The organism is Kitasatospora sp. NE20-6 (genome assembly GCF_045862635.1).
The window spans coordinates 1-17,760 of sequence record NZ_BPRL01000108.1 but is presented as its reverse complement, the minus strand read 5'-3'; the positions used below and the strand labels follow the sequence as shown (position 1 = coordinate 17,760).

15 protein-coding genes are annotated in these 17,760 nt (G+C 76.1%); 8 read left to right on the top strand and 7 right to left on the bottom strand.

All coding sequences use genetic code 11. The annotated features are described in order from the left end of the window. The first annotated feature begins 287 nt into the window (after positions 1 to 287). The gene (locus tag SNE206_RS38865) at positions 288 to 1,268 is read left to right on the top strand and encodes a deoxyribonuclease IV (RefSeq protein ID WP_407918322.1); all 981 of its coding nucleotides are present in this window, start codon (positions 288 to 290) and stop codon (positions 1,266 to 1,268) included. Continuing rightward, a complete protein-coding gene (locus SNE206_RS38860) occupies positions 1,265 to 2,020 on the top strand; it encodes a TVP38/TMEM64 family protein (RefSeq protein ID WP_407918321.1) in 756 nt (251 codons plus the stop codon). Before SNE206_RS38865 ends, SNE206_RS38860 begins: the two co-directional genes overlap by 4 nt. Here SNE206_RS38860 and SNE206_RS38855 read toward each other — a convergent pair. Then, positions 1,965 to 2,324, bottom strand: a complete 360-nt coding sequence (locus SNE206_RS38855) for a DUF2568 domain-containing protein (protein WP_407918320.1) — start codon at positions 2,322 to 2,324, stop codon at positions 1,965 to 1,967. The genes SNE206_RS38860 and SNE206_RS38855 overlap by 56 nt on opposite strands. Positions 2,325 to 2,429: 105 nt before the next feature. Here SNE206_RS38855 and SNE206_RS38850 point away from each other — a divergent pair, with 105 nt between their 5' ends. Continuing rightward, positions 2,430 to 2,942 (top strand): DinB family protein, encoded by a 513-nt coding sequence (locus tag SNE206_RS38850; protein ID WP_407918319.1) that lies wholly within the window; start codon positions 2,430 to 2,432, stop codon positions 2,940 to 2,942. Positions 2,943 to 3,210: 268 nt separating this feature from the next. Beyond that, entirely contained in the window at positions 3,211 to 3,606 is a 396-nt protein-coding gene (gene sepF / locus SNE206_RS38845; RefSeq protein ID WP_407918318.1) for a cell division protein SepF, read from the top strand. 63 nt (positions 3,607 to 3,669) lie between these two features. Here the strand turns inward: sepF and SNE206_RS38840 are convergent, their stop codons facing one another. Next, positions 3,670 to 3,834, bottom strand: coding sequence for a hypothetical protein (locus SNE206_RS38840; protein WP_407918317.1), 165 nt, complete (start codon positions 3,832 to 3,834; stop codon positions 3,670 to 3,672). A 268-nt stretch (positions 3,835 to 4,102) separates the two neighbouring features. Here SNE206_RS38840 and SNE206_RS38835 point away from each other — a divergent pair, with 268 nt between their 5' ends. Beyond that, positions 4,103 to 4,657, top strand: coding sequence for a TetR/AcrR family transcriptional regulator (locus tag SNE206_RS38835; RefSeq protein WP_407918316.1), 555 nt, complete (start codon positions 4,103 to 4,105; stop codon positions 4,655 to 4,657). Further along, positions 4,654 to 6,231 (top strand): MFS transporter, encoded by a 1,578-nt coding sequence (locus tag SNE206_RS38830; protein ID WP_407918315.1) that lies wholly within the window; start codon positions 4,654 to 4,656, stop codon positions 6,229 to 6,231. Before SNE206_RS38835 ends, SNE206_RS38830 begins: the two co-directional genes overlap by 4 nt. A gap of 21 nt (positions 6,232 to 6,252) precedes the next feature. Here SNE206_RS38830 and SNE206_RS38825 read toward each other — a convergent pair whose 3' ends face one another. The 5 genes from SNE206_RS38825 to SNE206_RS38805 all read right to left on the bottom strand — a co-directional run bounded on the left by SNE206_RS38825 (position 6,253) and on the right by SNE206_RS38805 (position 15,296). After that, entirely contained in the window at positions 6,253 to 7,716 is a 1,464-nt protein-coding gene (locus tag SNE206_RS38825) for an oxidoreductase (protein WP_407918314.1), read from the bottom strand. Positions 7,717 to 7,842: 126 nt separating this feature from the next. Beyond that, positions 7,843 to 12,627, bottom strand: a complete 4,785-nt coding sequence (locus SNE206_RS38820) for a trypsin-like peptidase domain-containing protein (RefSeq protein WP_407918313.1) — start codon at positions 12,625 to 12,627, stop codon at positions 7,843 to 7,845. Between the two features lie 71 nt (positions 12,628 to 12,698). After that, complete coding sequence (locus SNE206_RS38815; RefSeq protein ID WP_407918312.1) at positions 12,699 to 13,046, bottom strand: trypco2 family protein; 348 nt, start codon at positions 13,044 to 13,046, stop codon at positions 12,699 to 12,701. A 115-nt stretch (positions 13,047 to 13,161) separates the two neighbouring features. Beyond that, complete coding sequence (locus SNE206_RS38810; RefSeq protein ID WP_407918311.1) at positions 13,162 to 14,715, bottom strand: glycerol-3-phosphate dehydrogenase/oxidase; 1,554 nt, start codon at positions 14,713 to 14,715, stop codon at positions 13,162 to 13,164. After that, a complete protein-coding gene (locus SNE206_RS38805) occupies positions 14,712 to 15,296 on the bottom strand; it encodes a TetR/AcrR family transcriptional regulator (protein ID WP_407918310.1) in 585 nt (194 codons plus the stop codon). The genes SNE206_RS38810 and SNE206_RS38805 overlap by 4 nt, the downstream gene beginning before the upstream one ends. 20 nt (positions 15,297 to 15,316) lie before the next feature. On the opposite strand from SNE206_RS38805, the gene SNE206_RS38800 reads away from it, so the two are divergent. After that, positions 15,317 to 16,948 (top strand): FAD-binding oxidoreductase, encoded by a 1,632-nt coding sequence (locus SNE206_RS38800; RefSeq protein ID WP_407918309.1) that lies wholly within the window; start codon positions 15,317 to 15,319, stop codon positions 16,946 to 16,948. After that, on the top strand, positions 16,945 to 17,760 hold an 816-nt coding region (locus SNE206_RS38795; protein ID WP_407918308.1), incomplete at its 3' end, for a diacylglycerol kinase. The genes SNE206_RS38800 and SNE206_RS38795, both read left to right, overlap by 4 nt.

The window sequence follows — 17,760 nt, the reverse complement described above, 5'->3', positions numbered from 1 at the left end:
GGAGATCATCCGCTGCCTCAAGCGGTTCATCGCCCGCGAGATCTACCAGATCCTGACCGCACCCAGCGCCCCACACATCACCACCGAGCAGCTCACCACCGCTGCTTGACATCCATAAGAGCATCCCGCAGCACCGCACACCCGGCCCGGGACGTCACCCGACGCCCCGGGCCGCGGCACAGGCCCGCAGCGCCACGCTCCCCGTCACAGCCGCGACCGCAGCGCACCGGCACCCGCGGCGCCACCCGATTTCCGCCCGCGGCACCCCATCGGGCATGCTCGCCGCCATGGACCTCCCCGCGCAGCGCAACCCCGTCGGCGCCCACGTGCCCGTCGCGGGCCGCGGGCTGGCCGGCACCGGGCTGGCGTACGCACGCCGGGTGGGCGCCGAGGCCGTGCAGGTCTTCGTCGCCAACCCGCGCGGCTGGGCGACCCCGCCCGGAGACCCGCGACAGGACGAGGCGTTCCGCGAGGCCTGCGCCGGGGCCGGCATCCCGGCGTACGTGCACGCGCCCTACCTGATCAACTTCGGCTCCGGGTCGGACGCCACCCGCGAGCGCTCCACCGAGTCGCTGCGCCACTCGCTGCACCGGGCCCACGCCATCGGCGCCCTCGGCGTGGTCGTGCACACCGGCTCCGCACTCTGCGGCCCGCGCGAGGCCGCCCTCGCACACGTCCGCGCGCAGGTGCTGCCGCTGCTCGACGAGCTGGACGCACGCGGCGACGACGCCCCGCGCCTGCTGCTGGAACCCACCGCCGGCCAGGGCAGCTCGCTCTGCGGGCGCATGGCCGACCTCGCCGACTACGCCGCCGCCCTCGACCACCACCCCCGGCTCGGCATCTGCCTCGACACCTGCCACGCCTTCGCCGCCGGGCACGACCTCGCCGCGCCCGGCGGCACCGCACGGATGCTGGAGGAGCTCGCCGACGCCGTGGGCCCCGGCCGCCTCGGGCTGATCCACGCCAACGACTCGGAGGACGTCGTCGGTGCCCGCAAGGACCGGCACGCCAACATCGGCGCCGGCCACATCGGCACCGCCGCCTTCGCCGAACTCCTCGCCCACCCGGCCACCGCCGGCGTGCCGCTGATCATCGAGACACCGGACGGCCGCCACGACCCGCAGCGGGTCGAGGGCGCCCGGCACGCCCTCGACATCACCCGCCTCAAGGAGCTCCGCCTCCCCGCGGACCGGCCCGCCGCCGCACCCTCCACCGGCGGCGCCCGGCCCTCCGCACGCGGCACCGTTCCCGCCGGGCTGCCCGGGTGAGCGCCGGCCGGGCCCGGCTGCGCCTCGCCCTGCTCCTCGTGCTGCTCGCCGCGGCCGCCGGGTCGCTGCTGCTCTGGAGCCCGGCCGACGCCCTGCGCAGCGCCGACGGCCCGTGGCAGCTGCCGCTCGCCCTCGCCGTGTACGCCCTCGGCACGCTCGCCTTCGTGCCCAAGCCCGCGCTCAACGCGGCCGCCGGGCTCCTGCTGGGCGTCGCCCAGGGCGTGCCGCTGGCCGTGGCCGGCACCACCCTCGGCGCCGCCGCGGCCTTCGTGCTCGGCCGCACCCTCGGCCGGGACGCGCTGCGCCCGCTGCTCCGCACCCGCGCGGCGGCGGCGCTGGACCGCCGCCTCACCGACCGGGGCTTCCGCAGCGTGCTGATGCTGCGGCTGATCCCGGGGGTGCCGTTCCAGGCGGCGAACTACGCCTGCGCGGTCTCCGGTGTGCGCCTCGGCCCGTACCTCGGGGCGACCGCGCTCGGCGTGCTGCCCGGCACCGCCGCGTACGTCGCCGCCGGGGCCGGTGCGTCCTCGCCGTCGTCGGCGGCCTTCCTCGTCCCGACGGGGCTGATCGTGCTGCTGAGCGCCGCGAGCGGGTACTCGCTGTGGCGGTCCCGCCGCGCGGCAGCGGCCACCGCCGGGACCGCGGCACCGGCACCGGAACCGGCACCACCCGGCCCCGTGCCGGCCGCCGCCGGGCCTACGGTCCGGCCGGCGGCCGCAGCCGCCCCAGGGCCACCAGCAGGGCGGTGTTGACGGCCGCCACGCCGGCCAGCAGCGCGGCGGCGAGCGGACGGCCGGCGAGCGCGAGGGCGAGCACCGCGCCGCCGAGCACGAGCAGCTGGGTCAGCAGCCAGGCGGCGGGCGACTTCACCGGCGCGTTCGGGGCGGCGTAGCGGCCCCACAGCAGGGCGGCGGCCAGCGGCAGGGCGACGGCGAGCAGCGCGCGCACCACGACCGGCCCGGGGGCGGCCCAGCCGCCGACGGCGAACGCGGCGAGGGCGCAGAGCTCCAGCAGGAAGCGGACCAGCAGATTGACCCCCACCAGACCGGCCCGCACGACTCCCCCTCCGTCGTCCCGGCACCCCGGGAACGTGTGCGGACAGCCTAGGAGATCGCGTTATTGGGTGGCAGCCCCTCCCGACGCTGCATCAGGATATGCGGCATGACGACGACTGAACGCATCGATCCACCCTTCGCCGCGGACGAGACGGCCATGCTCACCGCGTGGCTCGACTACCACCGCGCCACGCTGCTGCTGAAGACGGAGGGCCTGACCCCGGAGCAGCTCCGCGAGCGCTCGGTGCCCCCGTCGTCGCTGTCCCTGCTGGGCCTGGTGCGCCACATGGCCGAGGTGGAGCGGCACTGGTTCCTCGGCATCCTCCAGGGCCAGGAGTTCGAGGAGGGCATCTACTGGACCTCCGAGGACGAGGACGGCGACTTCAACCAGGTCGACGGCGCCGACGCCGAGGCCGACCTGGCGACCTTCCGCACGCAGGTCGGGCTCGCGCGCGAGGCCGCCGCCGGGCTGCCGCCGGAGACCCCGGGCAAGCGGCTGCGCCGCGGCGAGGAGGTCACGCTGCGCTGGATCCTCGTCCACATGATCGAGGAGTACGCGCGGCACAACGGCCACGCCGACCTCCTCCGGGAGCGGATCGACGGCGCCACGGGAGAGTGACGGAGTTACACGATCGTTGACGAATAGTCAACTTGCTGACTCCGTTCACCGATAAGGTCCAGCCACGGAACCGTCCGGCCACCTGCTGCGTCGCACCGAATGTCGGGTTCATCCCGACCCGGGGCCACGCCACGAGCCGCACTGCGGTCGCGTGCAGGCACCGAACCGGTGATCAGTGCGATACTCGGACAGTTCCAACAAGTGGATGACGTGTCAAAAAGACACGCTCACCCGGGGGACGCGTACGGGACGGAGAGGGAGGCGCGGCATGGGAGCACTTCGCGACGAGCACCACAACGGGTGGCTGATGCCCTCCGGAAACTACCCTGCTGCGGTCTACGACGATCCGTGGGACACCGAGGACACGCTGCCCTCCGTGCCGGCCCCGGCCGCGAAGATCGTCTCGCTGCGGCCGACCGGCTTCGAGGCCGCGCGCACCGTCGGCGAGCACCTGCGCGCCGGCACCCCGGTCGTGATGGACCTGACCGAGATGGACGATCCCGAGGCCAAGCGCATGGTCGACTTCGCCTCCGGGCTGGTGTTCGGCACCCGCGGCGGCATCGAGCGGATCGCCCGCCGGGTCTTCCTGCTCACCCCGGCCGAGGTCGAGGTGACCGTGATCGACCGCCCGCTGGACGGCACCGGCTTCTACAACCAGAGCTGACCGGCCGCCCGGCCCACCCTCCCCACCGGGGACGGCACCCGCCGTCCCCGGTTTTTCGGCTCTTCACATGATCCGGCCGCGGCGGGCCGGCAGGTGCGTGGTCGGCAGCTTGTTGCGGTACTTGACGACCGTCGGGTGCTCCCTGGTCACGTCGAGGGTCGGCCCGGGACAGCCCGCGCCGATCGCCCTGCGCGGATCGCGCGGGTTCGCGGCCCAGTAGCCCCACACGGCGGCCGGCCCGAGATCCCGGTGGAAGCGGGTCGACGCGCGTCTCCGGCGGAGGCGTGTGCGGCACCGTGGCGTCCGCGGCCCCCGTCCCGCGGTTCGGCACCGCGTGCGCCCGCGCACCCGCACACCCGCACACCCGCACACCCGCGCACCCGCGCACCCGCGCACCCGCAGGCCGGACGGCCCGGGGCAGCGCCACCCGACCGTCGAACGAGACAGTCAGCCCTCCTCTGAGACATCCATGTCTCACATGCGCTAAGCTCGATCCATGGCCACCGATCGCGACTCCGTCCTCGAAGCCGCCGTCGGCGTGCTCTCCCGGCGCCCCAACGCGCACCTCGACGAGATCGCCCGCGCCGCCGGCATCAGCCGGGCCACGCTGCACCGGATCTTCCCGGGGCGCGAGGCGCTGATCCGCGAGGTCGGCATGCTCAGCCTCCGCAAGTTCGCCGAGGCCTGCGACACCGCCCGCATCGAGGACGGCGACGCCCGCGACGCGCTGCGCCGCCTCGTCGGGGCCGTCGTCCCGGACGCGGCCCTGTGCGCCTTCCTCGCCGGCGAGAACCAGCTCTACGACGACCCCGAGATCAACTCGCTCTGGGACGTCCAGGACGAACGCGTCCGCGCACTCTTCCTCCGCGGCCAGCAGCAGGGCGTGTTCCGCATCGAACTGTCGGCCGGCTGGCTGAGCGAGGCCTTCTTCGACCTCGTCGCCGGCGTCGGCTGGGCCGTCCAGGACGGACGCCTGGCCCCCCGCGACAGCGCCTACTCGCTCACCGAGCTCTTCCTCGGCGGAGCCCTCAGGAGAACAGAACCCTCATGACCGGCACCCACGTCCAGGCCCGCGCGCAGCACCGCTGGGCCGGCCTGGGCGTACTCGTCCTGGCCGTCACCCTGGTCGCGGTCGACGCGACCGTGCTCTCCCTCGCCATCCCCTCCATCAGCGAGACCCTCCGCCCGAGCGGCACCCAGCTGCTCTGGATCGGCGACGCCTACTCCTTCGTCCTCGCCGGGCTGCTCGTCAGCATGGGCGCCCTCAGCGACCGCGTCGGCCGCAAGCGGCTGCTGCTGCTCGGCTCCACGGCGTTCGGCGCCGCCTCCGTGCTCGCCGCGTACGCGCCCGGCCCCGGCTGGCTGATCCTCGCCCGGGCGCTGCTCGGCGTCGCCGGCGCGACCATCATGCCGTCCACGCTGTCGCTGATCCGCGCCCTCTTCCCGGACGCCCGGGAGCGCGCCACCGCCATCGGCATCTGGGGCGCCGGCGCGACGGCCGGCGCCGCCCTCGGGCCGCTCGTCGGCGGCCTGCTGCTGGAGCACTTCTGGTGGGGCTCGGTCTTCCTGCTCAACCTGCCGGTACTGGCGCTGCTGCTGGTGCTCGGCGCCTGGCTGCTGCCCGAGTCCCGCAACCCCCGGCCCGGCCGGTGGGACACCCTCAGCGTCGTCCTGTCCATGGCCGGCGTGATCGGCGTGGTCTACGCGGTGAAGGAGGCCGCCGCGCACGGCCCGTTCGCGGAGCCCGCGGTGCCTGCCGCGTTCCTCGCGGGCGCCGCCGCGCTCGCCCTCTTCGTCCGCCGCCAGCTGCGCCTGACAGCGCCGCTGCTGGACGTCCGGCTGTTCGCGGACCGCCGGTTCACCGCCGCCGTGGTCGGCTCGCTGACCTCGCTGATCGGGCTCTCCGGCGTGGTGTTCTTCATGTCGCAGTACCTGCAGCTGGTGCGGGGCATGTCGCCGCTGGAGGCGGGTGTCGCCGAGATGCCGGCCTTCGTCGGCGCCGTCGTCGGCGGGCTGCTCACCGCCGGGCTGGCCCGCCGGACGGGTGCCCGCTTCACCCTGACGGCCGGGCTCCTGGCCATGGGTGCGGGCATCGCCCTGCTCGGCCTGCTGCACCGCGACAGCACGTACCTGCTGCTCGGCGCCGCGTTCCTCGCCGTCGGCACCGCCGAGGGCGTGGTCTACACGCTCGCCTCCGACCTCGTGCTCGGTGCCGCGCCCGCCGAGAAGGCCGGCGCCGCCTCGGCGGTGTCGGAGACGGCGTACGAGCTGGGCACCGCGCTCGGCATCGCTCTCGTGGGCTCCGTCGTGACCGCGATCTACGCGGGCGCGCTCGGCGTGCCCGGCGGCGTCGACGCGGCCGCCGCGGCCCGGGCCCGCGAGTCGATCGGCGGTGCGGTGCAGAGCGCGGCCTCCCTGCCCGGGCCGGTCGGCGCCCGGCTGCTCGACGACGCCCGGCTGGCCTTCGTGCACGGCGTCAACGTCGCGGCCTGGCTCGCCGCGGCCCTGCTGCTGGCCTCGGCCGGTCTCGCCTGGTGGCTGCTGCGCGGCCGTCCCGGCACGGCTGCCGCAGGGCCCGCGGCCGAGCCCGCGGCTGCGGAGCCGGCCCACCAGCCGGTGGGCTGACGGGCGCCCCGGGCCGGGGGCTCAGGTGCGGTTGAGGGAGCGGGTGACGCCCGCGACGGCCGCGGTGGTGAGGATCCACCCGGCGGCGACGAGGGCGTAGCCGAGCCACTGGTGGGCGTCGGTCCAGTACCAGGCGGTGCGCTGGCCGAAGCCGCCGATCGGGATCAGCAGGTCGACGGTGTAGATCAGCGGGTTGAAGGGGGCGCCCTGGCCCGGCTGGGCGGCGGAGGGCCGGCCGCCGTGGCCGAAGGCGACCGTGCCCGCGGCGACGAGGGCGAGCAGCCAGAGGGCCGCCTGCCAGGGGCGGTAGCCGTAGCCGACGGTGACGTCGAGAATGCCGCCCCAGGCGCGTCCGAGCGGGTGCAGGGTGCGCCGGCGGCGGCGCTGCTTGGCGAGCAGCACGCGGCGGGCGTCGTCGTCGTGGCCGATCCGCCGGTACCAGGCGGCGAGCTGTTCGTACGGCTGCGGCGTGTAGCCGGGGGTTCCGGTGAGCCAGGCGAGCCGTTCGGCGAGGCCGGTGGCGCCCTGCAGCGAGGTGTAGGCGAGCCCGTCGAGGCGGGTGCCTGCGGCGCGGCCGTGCGCGTTGTCGTGGATGACGGTGATCTGCGCGTCGCGCAGGTCGACGGTGCCGCCGGGGCGGGCGGCGGGGGTGAGGTGGAGGTCGCCGGCGGTGAGGCGGGTGGCGTCCAGGGCGGTGGTGCCGTCGCCGTGCAGCACGGCGCCGTCGAGGGAGAGCTTGCTGCGGACGGTCGCTCCGGGCAGCCGTACCGCGCCGCGGGCGGTGAAGCCGTCGGCGAGGATCATGGTGGAGGCGGTGAGGTCGTCGCCGGTGAGGGCGTCGCCGCCGGGGTTGTCGAGCACGGCGTGCTCCATGAAGAGCCCGCCGCCGAACTCGGCGCCGACCAGCCGCAGGCCGCCGCGGGAGTGGAAGCCCTTGCGGGCGAAGCAGCCGCCCTCCATGACGAGACCGCCGGCCCACAGCGCCCAGGCGGGCTCGGTGGCGGCGTCGGGTCCGAGCCGTTCGGTGGCCGTCAGCCGGACGCCGCTGAGCCGGAGCTCGCCCGCGATGTGGGCGCGCGTGAGGGTGAGCCGCCCGTCGACGACGGAGTCCTCCAGGAAGAAGTTGCCGTCGACGCGGAGCAGCCAGCCGTCGAGGCCGGGGAAGCCGCAGCCGAGGAACGTGGTGGAGCGGAGGCTCGCCCCGCGGAGCACCACCTGCTCGTCGAACGTGCAGGCGGTGAACTGCACGGGCAGGTCGACGGTGGCTCCGGCGAGGTCGAGCCGGCCGGTGACCCGGGCGCCGGTGAGGCGCAGCCCGCCGACGCGGCCCGCGGCCGCCGCGGGGCCCGCGCCGAGCAGCAGGGCGGCGACGACCTCGGCGCGGACGACGGTGTCCGGCTCGCCCCGCAGGTCGAGTTCGGCCCCCTGCGGGAACGCCTCCCACAGCCGCCGTTCGGCCTCGCCGAGTTCCTCGTACACCGGCACCGTGCTCCCCCTTCGCCGGTTGACACCGGGTCAGCAGCGTAGTGCAGGGTCGAACGGCCGTCCGGTGGTGCCCCGGGCCGGCGGCGCGACCGGAAGTCCCGGGTGTGCTCCCGTCGGGTCGGTCGGCTACCGCTCCGGCGACCGTGCTGCTGCCTCCTCGGCGGCCGCGCCGAGCAGCAGGTCGCGGAGGGCCGCGGCCTTGCCGAGCATCTGCTCGGCCAGGTGGGGTTCCCGCTCCCCCAGGCCCTCCAGCAGGGCGACGGCCTCGTCGATCGCGGCCAGTGCCTCCGTGTGCTCCACGGCGGCGAGCCGGCGGACCGCGGCGAAGGCGTGGAGGGCGTCGATCGGTTCGAGGACGTGCGCGCGGCGGTCGACCGCCAGGTGCGCGCGGCCCAGCCGCACGGCCTCCGCGGTGAGCCGGAGGCTCTCCTCGCTGCGGCCCGCCGCCGCGAGCCGCAGCCCCTGCTGCCCGGTGGCCCGGGCGAGGAGGCCCACCCCGGCCTCCGGGTCGCCCTCGGCGAGCCGACGACAGATCTCCAGCGCCTCGGTGGTGGCCGCGAGGGCCCGCTCCGGCTGTGCGGGCTCCAGGGCCAGGCAGGCGGCCAGCGCGCCGAGGCAGGTGGCCAGGATGATCTCGTACCCTGCCTCTCCCGCCTCCGCGGGGGCCCGGCACAGGGCGACGGCACGTTCGAGGTGGGGCAGGGCCTCCTCGCGGAGTTCCAGGTCGGTCAGCACCGATCCGGCCGCGAACAGCGCCACCGGCAGTCCGATCGTCCGGCCCGGGGCGGTCTCGGCGAAGCGGTCGGCGGCGGCCACGGCCTCCCGGACGATCGGGAGGGCCTCCGTGCGGCGTCCGACCATGCACAGGAGCAGTCCGCGGAAGCACTGGGCGGAGGTCAGGACCGACTCGTGGGCGGCAGTCTCCTCGGGCGTCATCCGCCGTTCGTGCTCCCGCGCCAGGTCGAGGGCCTCCAGCGCCTGCCGGGGGCTCAGCCGCATCATCAGGAGCTCGGCGAGGCCGGTGAGTCCGGCGACGACGTGGATCCGCTCGGCGGCCCCGTCGCGGTCGGCGACCCGGCACCGGACGGCGACCGCCTCGCGGGCCGCCGCCTCGGCCTCGTCGTACCGCGCGATCGACCCCAGGAGGTTCACCTGGTGGCTCAGGGTGCCGGCCAGGTCGGCCTCGTACCGCTCCGGCTCGGCCTGCGCCCGGATCCGCAGCAGCGCGACCGTCTCGGCCGCGGCCCCGGCCGCCTCGGCGCGCCTCCTGACCTGGAACGCGAAGGCGCCGAGCAGTCCCAGCTGTCCGACCAGGGCGGCCGTTCCCGCGCCCCCGGGGCCGTCCGCCCGTCCGCGGGCGATCTCCACCGCCAGGCGCAGGGGCGCCAGTCCCTCGTCCGTCCGCCCGAGCGTGTCCAGGCACATGGCGCGGCTGGTCAGCAGCTCCAGGATCACGGGATGGAGGTCGTCGGCCCCGTCGCGGTCGGGGTCGGCGTAGGTCGCGAGGGCCTCGTCGACGAGGTCCATCGCCTCGGACGGCCGGCCGGCGGCCACGAGGCAGATGCGGAGGTTGCGCAGCGCCCGGGCGAGGCTGCCGGCGTTCGCGCGGGGTTCCGAGGCAGCGAGTTCACGGCAGGCCTCCACGACCGCGAAGAGCGACGCGACGGCCTCGTCGAGCCGTCCGGCGGCCGCCTCGCAGTTGGCCCGGGTGAACATGCCCATCGCCAGGTCGGCGGCGAAGACCCCGGGGGTCGCCTCGTCGAGCTCGGCGTAGATGCGGGCGGCCTCCTCGGCCGCCGCCAGGGCCGGCTCGCTGTCGTCGGCGCTGCTGTACTGGTTGGCCAGGGTGTTCAGTGCCATGGCCAGTTCGGGGCGGTGGCCGTCCGGCTCCTGTGCGACGAGTTCCCGGTAGAGCCCGACCGACCGCTCGGCGGTGCGGACGGACTCCGCGACGTGCCCCAGCTTGCCCAGGTCGATGGCCAGCGAGTTGAGTGCCATGGCGAGGAGGTCCCGGAAGCTCTCCGGGCGCTCCCGGAAGAGCCGCTCGCGGATGTCGACGGACCGCCGCACCAGCGCCAGCGCCTTCTCCGGGTTGCCCAGGTCGCCGTGGCAGGTGGACAGCGTGCCCAGGACCATGGCCAGCTCGGGCAGGTGGGCGTCGGGGTGCCGGTCGGCCAGTGGCTCGCAGCGTTCCGCCGCCTCCGAGGCCGCCTCGAAGGCCTCGCGGTGGTGGCCGGTGTCGGTGTGGCGGACGGCGAGGTGGTTGAGCTGGGCCACCAGGCCGGCCTCCGCCCCGGGTGCGCCGGCCCGCACCAGCCCGCGCTGGATGCCGACCGCCTCCTGGATCGCCTCCAGGGCCTCCTGGTTCCGTCCGAGCCTGCTCTGTGTGGCGGCGAGGCCGCCGAGACTGGTGACCAGGTTGCCCCGGGCGTCCTCGGGCACGGGTTCGGTGCCGACCACGACGCGGTAGTGGGCGACCGCTTCGAGGGCCGGCGGGAGCGCCTCGGTGCGCCGGCCCAGCATGCCGAGGCACACCGACCGGTTGTTCAGGGCGGCGGCCAGGTGCACCCTGGCGCTCTGCGGGTGGGTCGCCAGGAGCGGCTGCAACAGGTCGACGGCCTCGTCGGTGGCGGTCAGGGCCTCGGCGGCCCGGCCCGTCCAGAGGAGCTGTTTGGAGAGACGGCGCAGCTCGGCGCCGAGCGCGACCGTGTCCTCGACGGTGCCGGTGCCGGCGGCCCGGCGCAGGGTCACCAGCCGCTCCACCAGGCGGAGCGCCCACTCCGCCAGGGCGTGCGAGTTGCGGGGCAGGTGGTCGGCGAGCTCGGCGAGGGCCGGGATCGGCACCTCCTGGTCCTCGGTGCGCCGCGTCAGGGCGTCGACGAGCGGCTGCGGCCGTTCGACCTGGGTGGCGACGTCCATGGTGACCGTCCCGAGAAGGTCCGCGTGGCGGGTGCAGACGTCGACGATCAGGTCGTCGAGCGTGCCGGCCAGCGGCGGGTGCGCGGCCGCCCGCGCGAGCAGGGTGAGCAGCCGGGCCGACTGCGCCGCGCCGACCGGGCCCGCCGGTGGGCGGCGCGGGTCGGCCGGGGCCAGCAGGGTGTGCACGAGTCTGCGGTTCTCCAGCAGGTGCCTGCCGATGAAGCGCTCGGCCAGCCGGTCCGGTTGGACGATCTCCCAGGGATCCCGCTCGGCGGACGGGTAGACGGCCTCGATCCACTCCCGGACGACCAGGAGTTCGTGGTCGTGCAGGCCCGAGAGGACGGGCGTGCGCCGGAGGAGGTCCTCCCGTTCGTGCTCCTGCAGGGGCGCGCCGCCGAGCAGCACCACGGTGGCGAGGGTGTCGGCCAGGGAGCGTCGGCGGACGAGGCCGTGCGGCAGGGGGTGCTGCCCCGCGACCTTGGTCCAGTACGCCCGTTCGTGGTCGAGGATGCGGTCCTCGGCGTCCTTCCGGTCGTCCGGGTCGGAGTCCTCGGCGTGCCCGGCCGGCGGCCGCTCGTCGGCGCGGCCGGGGTCCTTGCGGAGCGCGGCGTCGAGGAGGTCCGCCAGGGCCGTCATGTGGAGCGTCAGGATGTTGCCGGACGGCAGGGCCCGGGGCCCGGGGTCGGGCAGGTCCTTCGCGAGCGCGGCCCAGCCGCTGCCGCCCGGTGCGTGCGCCGGGCCGGCCAGCCGTTCGGCGAAGGAGGCCGCGGCCTGCCGGTAGAGCAGCGCGCGGGTCTCGTGGTCGGGTGCGAGGACCGGCAGTTCGTCGGCCGGCGCGCCGCCCAGCACGGCACCGCCGGGCGCGTACCGGGCGTTGTCCCACCACTCGCCCGCGGTGCGGGCGAGCAGGAGCACCTTCAGCGGGACGCCGCCGCGGTGGAGCGTGCCGGCCCGCAGCAGTGCGGCGAGCTCGTCCTGCCGGGTCTCCGCGTAGTCGAGCACCACCAGCAGGGGCTCCGCGGTGTCCCGCAGCCGGGTCAGTTCCGCCGGACCGGCGCCGGGGTCGGGCCACAGCACCGTCCACCGGCGGTCGGCGGCCTGCAGCACCTCCCCCAGCCGGGCGGCGAGACGGGTCTTGCCCTGGCCTCCGGGCCCGTGGAGCAGCCGGACGCCGAACCCGGCGGGTTCGCACCACTGCCGGAGCCGGGTGAGGATCTCCTCCCGGCCGGAGAAGCCGACGACCTGCCGGCCGGCCTGGAGCAGGCTGCCCGGCGTCAACCGGCCCTCGGACGGCGCCGGGGTGTCCCGTGCGTGGAGTTCGTCGAACTCCACCTGGCCCAGGGTCAGCGAGGAGGCGCCGTTGTCCTCCAGGGCCTTCAGGAAGCCGTCGTCGGTGTGCAGGAGGTAGGCCGGCACCACCTCCAGCAGGCCGTGGCCGAAGCCCGGCACCTCCGCCTTGACGACGCCGACGAGGAGCCCGCCGCAGACCACGGCCGCACCCGACAGGCCCGCCCACACCGGCCCGTCGGCCGGCCACTCCCGCATCGAGTGCTCGGTGAGGGCGAGGAGGTGGCGCTTCTCGACGTAGCCGCTGCCCGGGTTGATCGTTCCCGTCAGCTGCATGGCCTCCGAGGGCGGGTGCGGCCGCTCGGCCGTTCCGGCGCGCCGGATCACCCCGGGGATCCCCCAGGTCTCGCACAGCTGGCCGGTCCGCATGGTGGCCATCCGGCCCCAGGGTTCCGCCGTGCCCGCCGGCTCCCGCCACTCGGCGGCCTCGACGCGCACCAGCGCGGCGTCGTCGCGTCCGTGCGGCGTGCCGCGCCACACCACCACGGCGTGGTCGTGCCGTCTCCGGCCGGGCCTCAGCACGGTGACCGGCGTCCCGGCCTCCCCGACGACGTGCGCCGAGGTCAGCACCAGGCGCGGCCCGACGACGTACCCGCTGCCTCTGGTGCCCTCGCCCAGGACTCCGACCAACCGCTCGCGGTCCACTGCTCCCCCTCGCGTTCCCGTCCGCCCGCACCGGGACCGCGTACGGCGGTCCGGTCGGTGCACCGCCCCTGTCAGTCCTCGGCGTCGTCGTCCACGGCCTCGTGCCCGAGGCCGTGGTCGCGGCGGTCGTTGATGCTGAAGGAGCCGGGGGCGGGGGCGGGCCCGGCGCCGCGGGTGCGCGGGGTGAGCGTGAAGGACACCCGGTGCGTGCTGCCGCGGGACACGCCGGCCTCGGCCTCGGCGGAGACGACCCAGGCCCGGAACTTGCCGCCGGCCCTGGCCTCCGCGCGGAGCTCGATCTCGAACTCCATCTCGACCGGGCCGACGTCGAAGGCCAGTGCCTGGCTCTCGCCCTGCGCGGCGGCCTCCATCAGCTCGTTGCGCACCGCGGTCACCGCGTCGGCCAGACCGATCCTCATTGCCCACCCCGCCATCGTCGCGACCGGCCCCCCGATCGTCCTGGCGGTCAGGCTAGCGGGCGGCCGGACGGGTCACCCGGCACTTCGCCAAGTCGGCCCGGTGAGGCCGCCGGTGTCACTCCCGGCCGCGGACGAGTCCGATGATCTCCTCGACGGCGGGCCGGGCGCGTTCGGCGTCGGCGGGGACGAGGCCGATGCGGGTGCGGCGGTGCAGCACGTCGTCGGTGTCGAGGGCGCCCTCGTGGGTGACGGCGTACGCGATCTCGGCCCGGGTGACGTCGATGCCCTCGGCGACGGCGTCGCAGGGCCGGGGCACGTCGGCGGCGAGGACGGCTCCCGCGGCCGCCCCGTGACGCAGGGTCAGCGAGGCGGGCGCGCCGGAGGACGCGGCCGGGCCGGAGTCGCGGTGGGCGGGGGCGCCGACCAGCGGGAGGCGGGCGGTGGTGCACGGCCCGGCGGACAGGCCCCGCAGGCGGACGGCGGTGTCGACGGCGTCCTCGGCCATCCGCCGGTAGGTGGTGAGTTTGCCGCCGACCACGGTGATCACTCCCGTGGGCGACTCCAGCACGGCGTGCCGGCGCGACAGGTCGGCGGTGGCGCCGCCGCCCTGGTCGATCAGCGGGCGCAGCCCGGCGAAGGCGCCGCGCACGTCGGCCCGGGTGAGCGTGGTGCGCAGCGCCGTGTTGACGGTGTCGAGCAGGAAGGTGATCTCGGTGTCCGTCGGCTGCGGCTCGTCGGGGACCGGCCCGGGTGCGTCCTCGTCGGTGAGGCCGAGGACGACCCGGTCGAGCTGCTGCGGGAGCGCGAAGACGAAGCGGCTGGTGGAGCCGGGCACGGGCACGGTGAGCGCGGCGCGCGGGCGGCCGAGGGCGGCGGCGTCGAGCACGAGGTGGGTGCCGCGGCTGGGCCGCAGCCGGACGGCCGGGTCGACCTCGCCCGCCCACACGCCGGTGGCGTTGAGCACGGCGCGGGCGGTGACGGTCAGGGTCTCGCCGGTGAGGGTGTCGGTGAGCCGTGCGGAGGTTCCGGTGACCTGCTCGGCGCGGACCCGGGTGAGCACGGTGGCGCCGTGCTGTGCGGCGGTGCGGGCGACGGCCACCACGAGCCGGGCGTCGTCGACGAGTTGGCCGTCGTGTGCGACGAGGGCGCCGCGCAGGCCGTCGGTGCGGACGGCCGGGGCGAGGCGGACGGCCCCGGGTGCGCCGATCCGCCGCACGCGGGGCAGCAGGGCGGCGGGGGTGCCGGCGGCGAGGCGCAGCGCGTCGCCGGCGAGGAGGCCGGCGTGCACGAGGGCGGCCTGCCGCCGGGGGACGCCGGGCAGCAGCGGTACGAGCTGCGGCAGGGCGCGTACGAGGTGCGGTGCCGTACGGGTCATCAGGATGCCGCGTTCGGCGGCGCTCTCGCGGGCGACGCCGATCCGTCCGGAGGCGAGGTAGCGGAGGCCGCCGTGGACGAGTTTGGAGCTCCACCGGCTGGTGCCGAAGGCGAGGTCGCGTGATTCGACGAGGAGGGTCCGCAGGCCGCGGGCGGCGGCGTCGAGGGCGATGCCGGCGCCGGTGACGCCGCCGCCGACGACGAGCAGGTCGACGGCGGGCCGGTCGCCGAGGGCGCGGAGGGCGGCGGTGCGGCGGCGGGCGTCGAGCACGGTGCTGCCGGTGGCTGGGGTCATGGCGCGAGGTATCCGTTCAGGGCGCGGGCCAGTTCGCGGCGCCAGGCCTGCTCGGGCAGCAGGTGCGCGACCATGCGGTGCGACTGGACGGTGGACTGGGCGATGAGCAGCACCATCGCGGCGAGTTCGGTGGGTTCGCCGGCACGGACGGAGCCGTGCCGCTGGCCCTGGACGACGGCGGCGCCGATGGCGTCGAGGAGGCCGCGCTGGCTGGTGCCGAGCCGTTCGACGACGTACTCGACGAGGGTGTCGGAGTGCAGGAGGGCGCCGAGGACGGGGTTGTCGCGCAGGCGGACGGCGACCTCGACGACGCCCTCGACGAAGGCCTCGCGGTCGTCGCCGTCCAGGGTGACCTGTTCCTGGGTGCGGCGGATCTCGCGGGTGAGGAGGGCGCCGATGACGGCCCGGACGTCGGGCCAGCGGCGGTAGACGGTGGGCCGGCTGACCCCGGCGCGGCGGGCGATCCCGGCCAGCTGGGTGCGCTGGGGGCCGAGGTGGACGACCAGGTGCGCGGCGGCGTCGAGGATCGCGTCGTCGGTGGTGGGGGTCCGGGCGCCGGCACTCTCGTTACTACTTGACATAATGCGTCATACTGTAACGCATGGCATCTGAGACGCAAGCAGGTCAGGAGCACGGCCCGGCCGCCCTGCCGCTCCCCCCGATGAAGTGGGACGCCTGGGGCGACCCGGCCCTCGCCAAGCCCCTGTCCGAGGACGTCAAGGGCCTGCTGGCAGCCGCCCTCGGCGTGTCCGCGGACGCGGCCGACACCCCGCTCGCCGCCGGTGAGGTCGAGCTCCGCCCCTCCGCCCTCCCCGCCGCCGACCTCGCGGCACTCGCCGCACTCGTCGGCCCCGGCCACGTCAGCGCCGCCGACGCCGACCGGCTGCCCCGCGCCGGCGGCAAGTCCACCCCCGACCTGCTGCGCCGCCGCAGCCGCGGCCCGCAGGACGCCCCGGACGCCGTCGTCCTGCCCGGCAGCGAGGACGAGATCGCCGCCGTCCTCGCGCTCTGCACCGAACGCCGCATCGCCGTCGTCCCGTTCGGCGGCGGCACCAGCGTGGTCGGCGGCGTCGACCCGCTGCGCGGCGGCCTCACCGCCGTCGTCTCCCTCGACCTGCGCCGCCTCGACGCCCTGCACGCCCTCGACGAGGTCTCCGGCGAGGCCGTCCTCGGCGCCGGCCTCACCGGCCCCCGCGCCGAGGAACTGCTCGCCGAACGCGGCTGGGAGCTCGGCCACTACCCGCAGAGCTTCCGGTACGCCACCATCGGCGGCTTCGCCGCCACCCGGTCCTCCGGCCAGGACTCCGCCGGGTACGGCCGGTTCGACGAGATGGTCCGCGGGCTCCGCGTCGTCACCCCGGCCGGCGTGCTCGACCTCGGCCGGGCGCCCGCCTCCGCGGCCGGGCCCGACCTGCGCGAGCTCTTCCTCGGCTCGGAGGGCGTGTTCGGCGTGATCACCCGGGTCCGGCTGCGGGTGCACCCGCTGCCCGCGGAGAAGGTCCACGAGGCGTGGAGCTTCCCCGACTTCGCGACCGGCGCCGCCGCGCTGCGCGCCGTCGAGCAGCAGGGCACCGGCCCCACCGTCATCCGGCTCTCCGACGAGGCCGAGACCGCCGTCAACCTCGCCATGACCGACCGGATCGGCGGCGACCAGGTCACCGGCGGCTGCCTCGCCGTCACCGTCTTCGAGGGCACGAAGGAACAGACCGCGGCCCGCCACGAGCGCACGCACGCCGTGCTGCGCGCCGCCGGCGGCACCCCCCTCGGCGCCGAACCCGCCCGCGCCTGGGAGCACGGCCGCTTCTCGGCGCCGTACCTGCGCGACGCCCTCCTCGACTGCGGCGCCCTCTGCGAGACCCTGGAGACCGCCGCCGGCTGGGCCGGGCTCGACCGGCTCAAGGCCGCCGTCACCGCCGCCCTCCAGGAACACCTGGCCGGCGCCCTGGTGCTCTGTCACGTCTCGCACGTCTACCCGACCGGCGCCTCGCTCTACTTCACCGTGCTCGCCGCCCGGCAGGGCGACCCGCTCACGCAGTGGGACGCCGCCAAGCGGGCCGCCGGCGACGCGATCATGGCCAACGGCGGCACCATCAGCCACCACCACGCCGTCGGCGCCGACCACCGCCCGTGGATGGGCCAGGAGATCGGCGACCTCGGCGTGCGCATCCTGCAGGCCGTCAAGGACACCCTCGACCCGGCCGGCATCCTCAACCCCGGCAAGCTGATCCCGTGACCGGCCCGACCGCGGCCCGGCCGCCTCGCAGCGTCCTGGTGCTGACCAACCCCGCGGCCGGCGGCGGCCACGCGGCCAAGGCCGCCGTCCGCGCCACCGCCCGCCTGCGCGCCCGCGGCGTCGAGGTGCTCAACGCCGCCGGCGCCGACCCCGGGGACGCCGTACGGCTCGCCCGCGAGGCGGCCGGCCGCGGCGTCGACGCCCTCGCCGTCGCCGGCGGCGACGGCATGATCGGCCTCGCCCTGCAGGCCCTCGCCGGCACCGGCGTCCCCCTCGGCGTCATACCCGCCGGCACCGGCAACGACCACGCCCGCGCGTACGGGCTGCCCCTCGGCGACCCGGAGGCCGCGGCGGACGTCGTCGCCGACGGGCACACCGCCACCGTCGACCTCGGGCACGCCACCGCCGCCGACGGCACCGCACGCTGGTTCGGCTCGGTGCTCGCCACCGGCTTCGACTCGCTCGTCAGCGACCGCACCAACCGGCTCACCTGGCCGCGCGGCCGGATGCGCTACAACCTCGCCGTCCTGGTCGAGTTCGCCCACCTGCGGCCGCTGCCGTTCCGGATCGAACTCGCCGACGGGACGGTCGTCGAACGCGAGCTCACCCTCGCCGCCGTCGGCAACACCCGCAGCTACGGCGGCGGCATGCGGATCTGCCCCGACGCCGACCCCGCGGACGGACTCCTCGACGTCACCGTGGTGCGGGCCATGCCGCGGCACCGGGTGGCCCGGTTCTTCCCGTCGGTCTTCAGCGGCACCCACGTCCGCCACGAGGAGGTGGAGACCCACCGGACGGCCTCGCTGCGCATC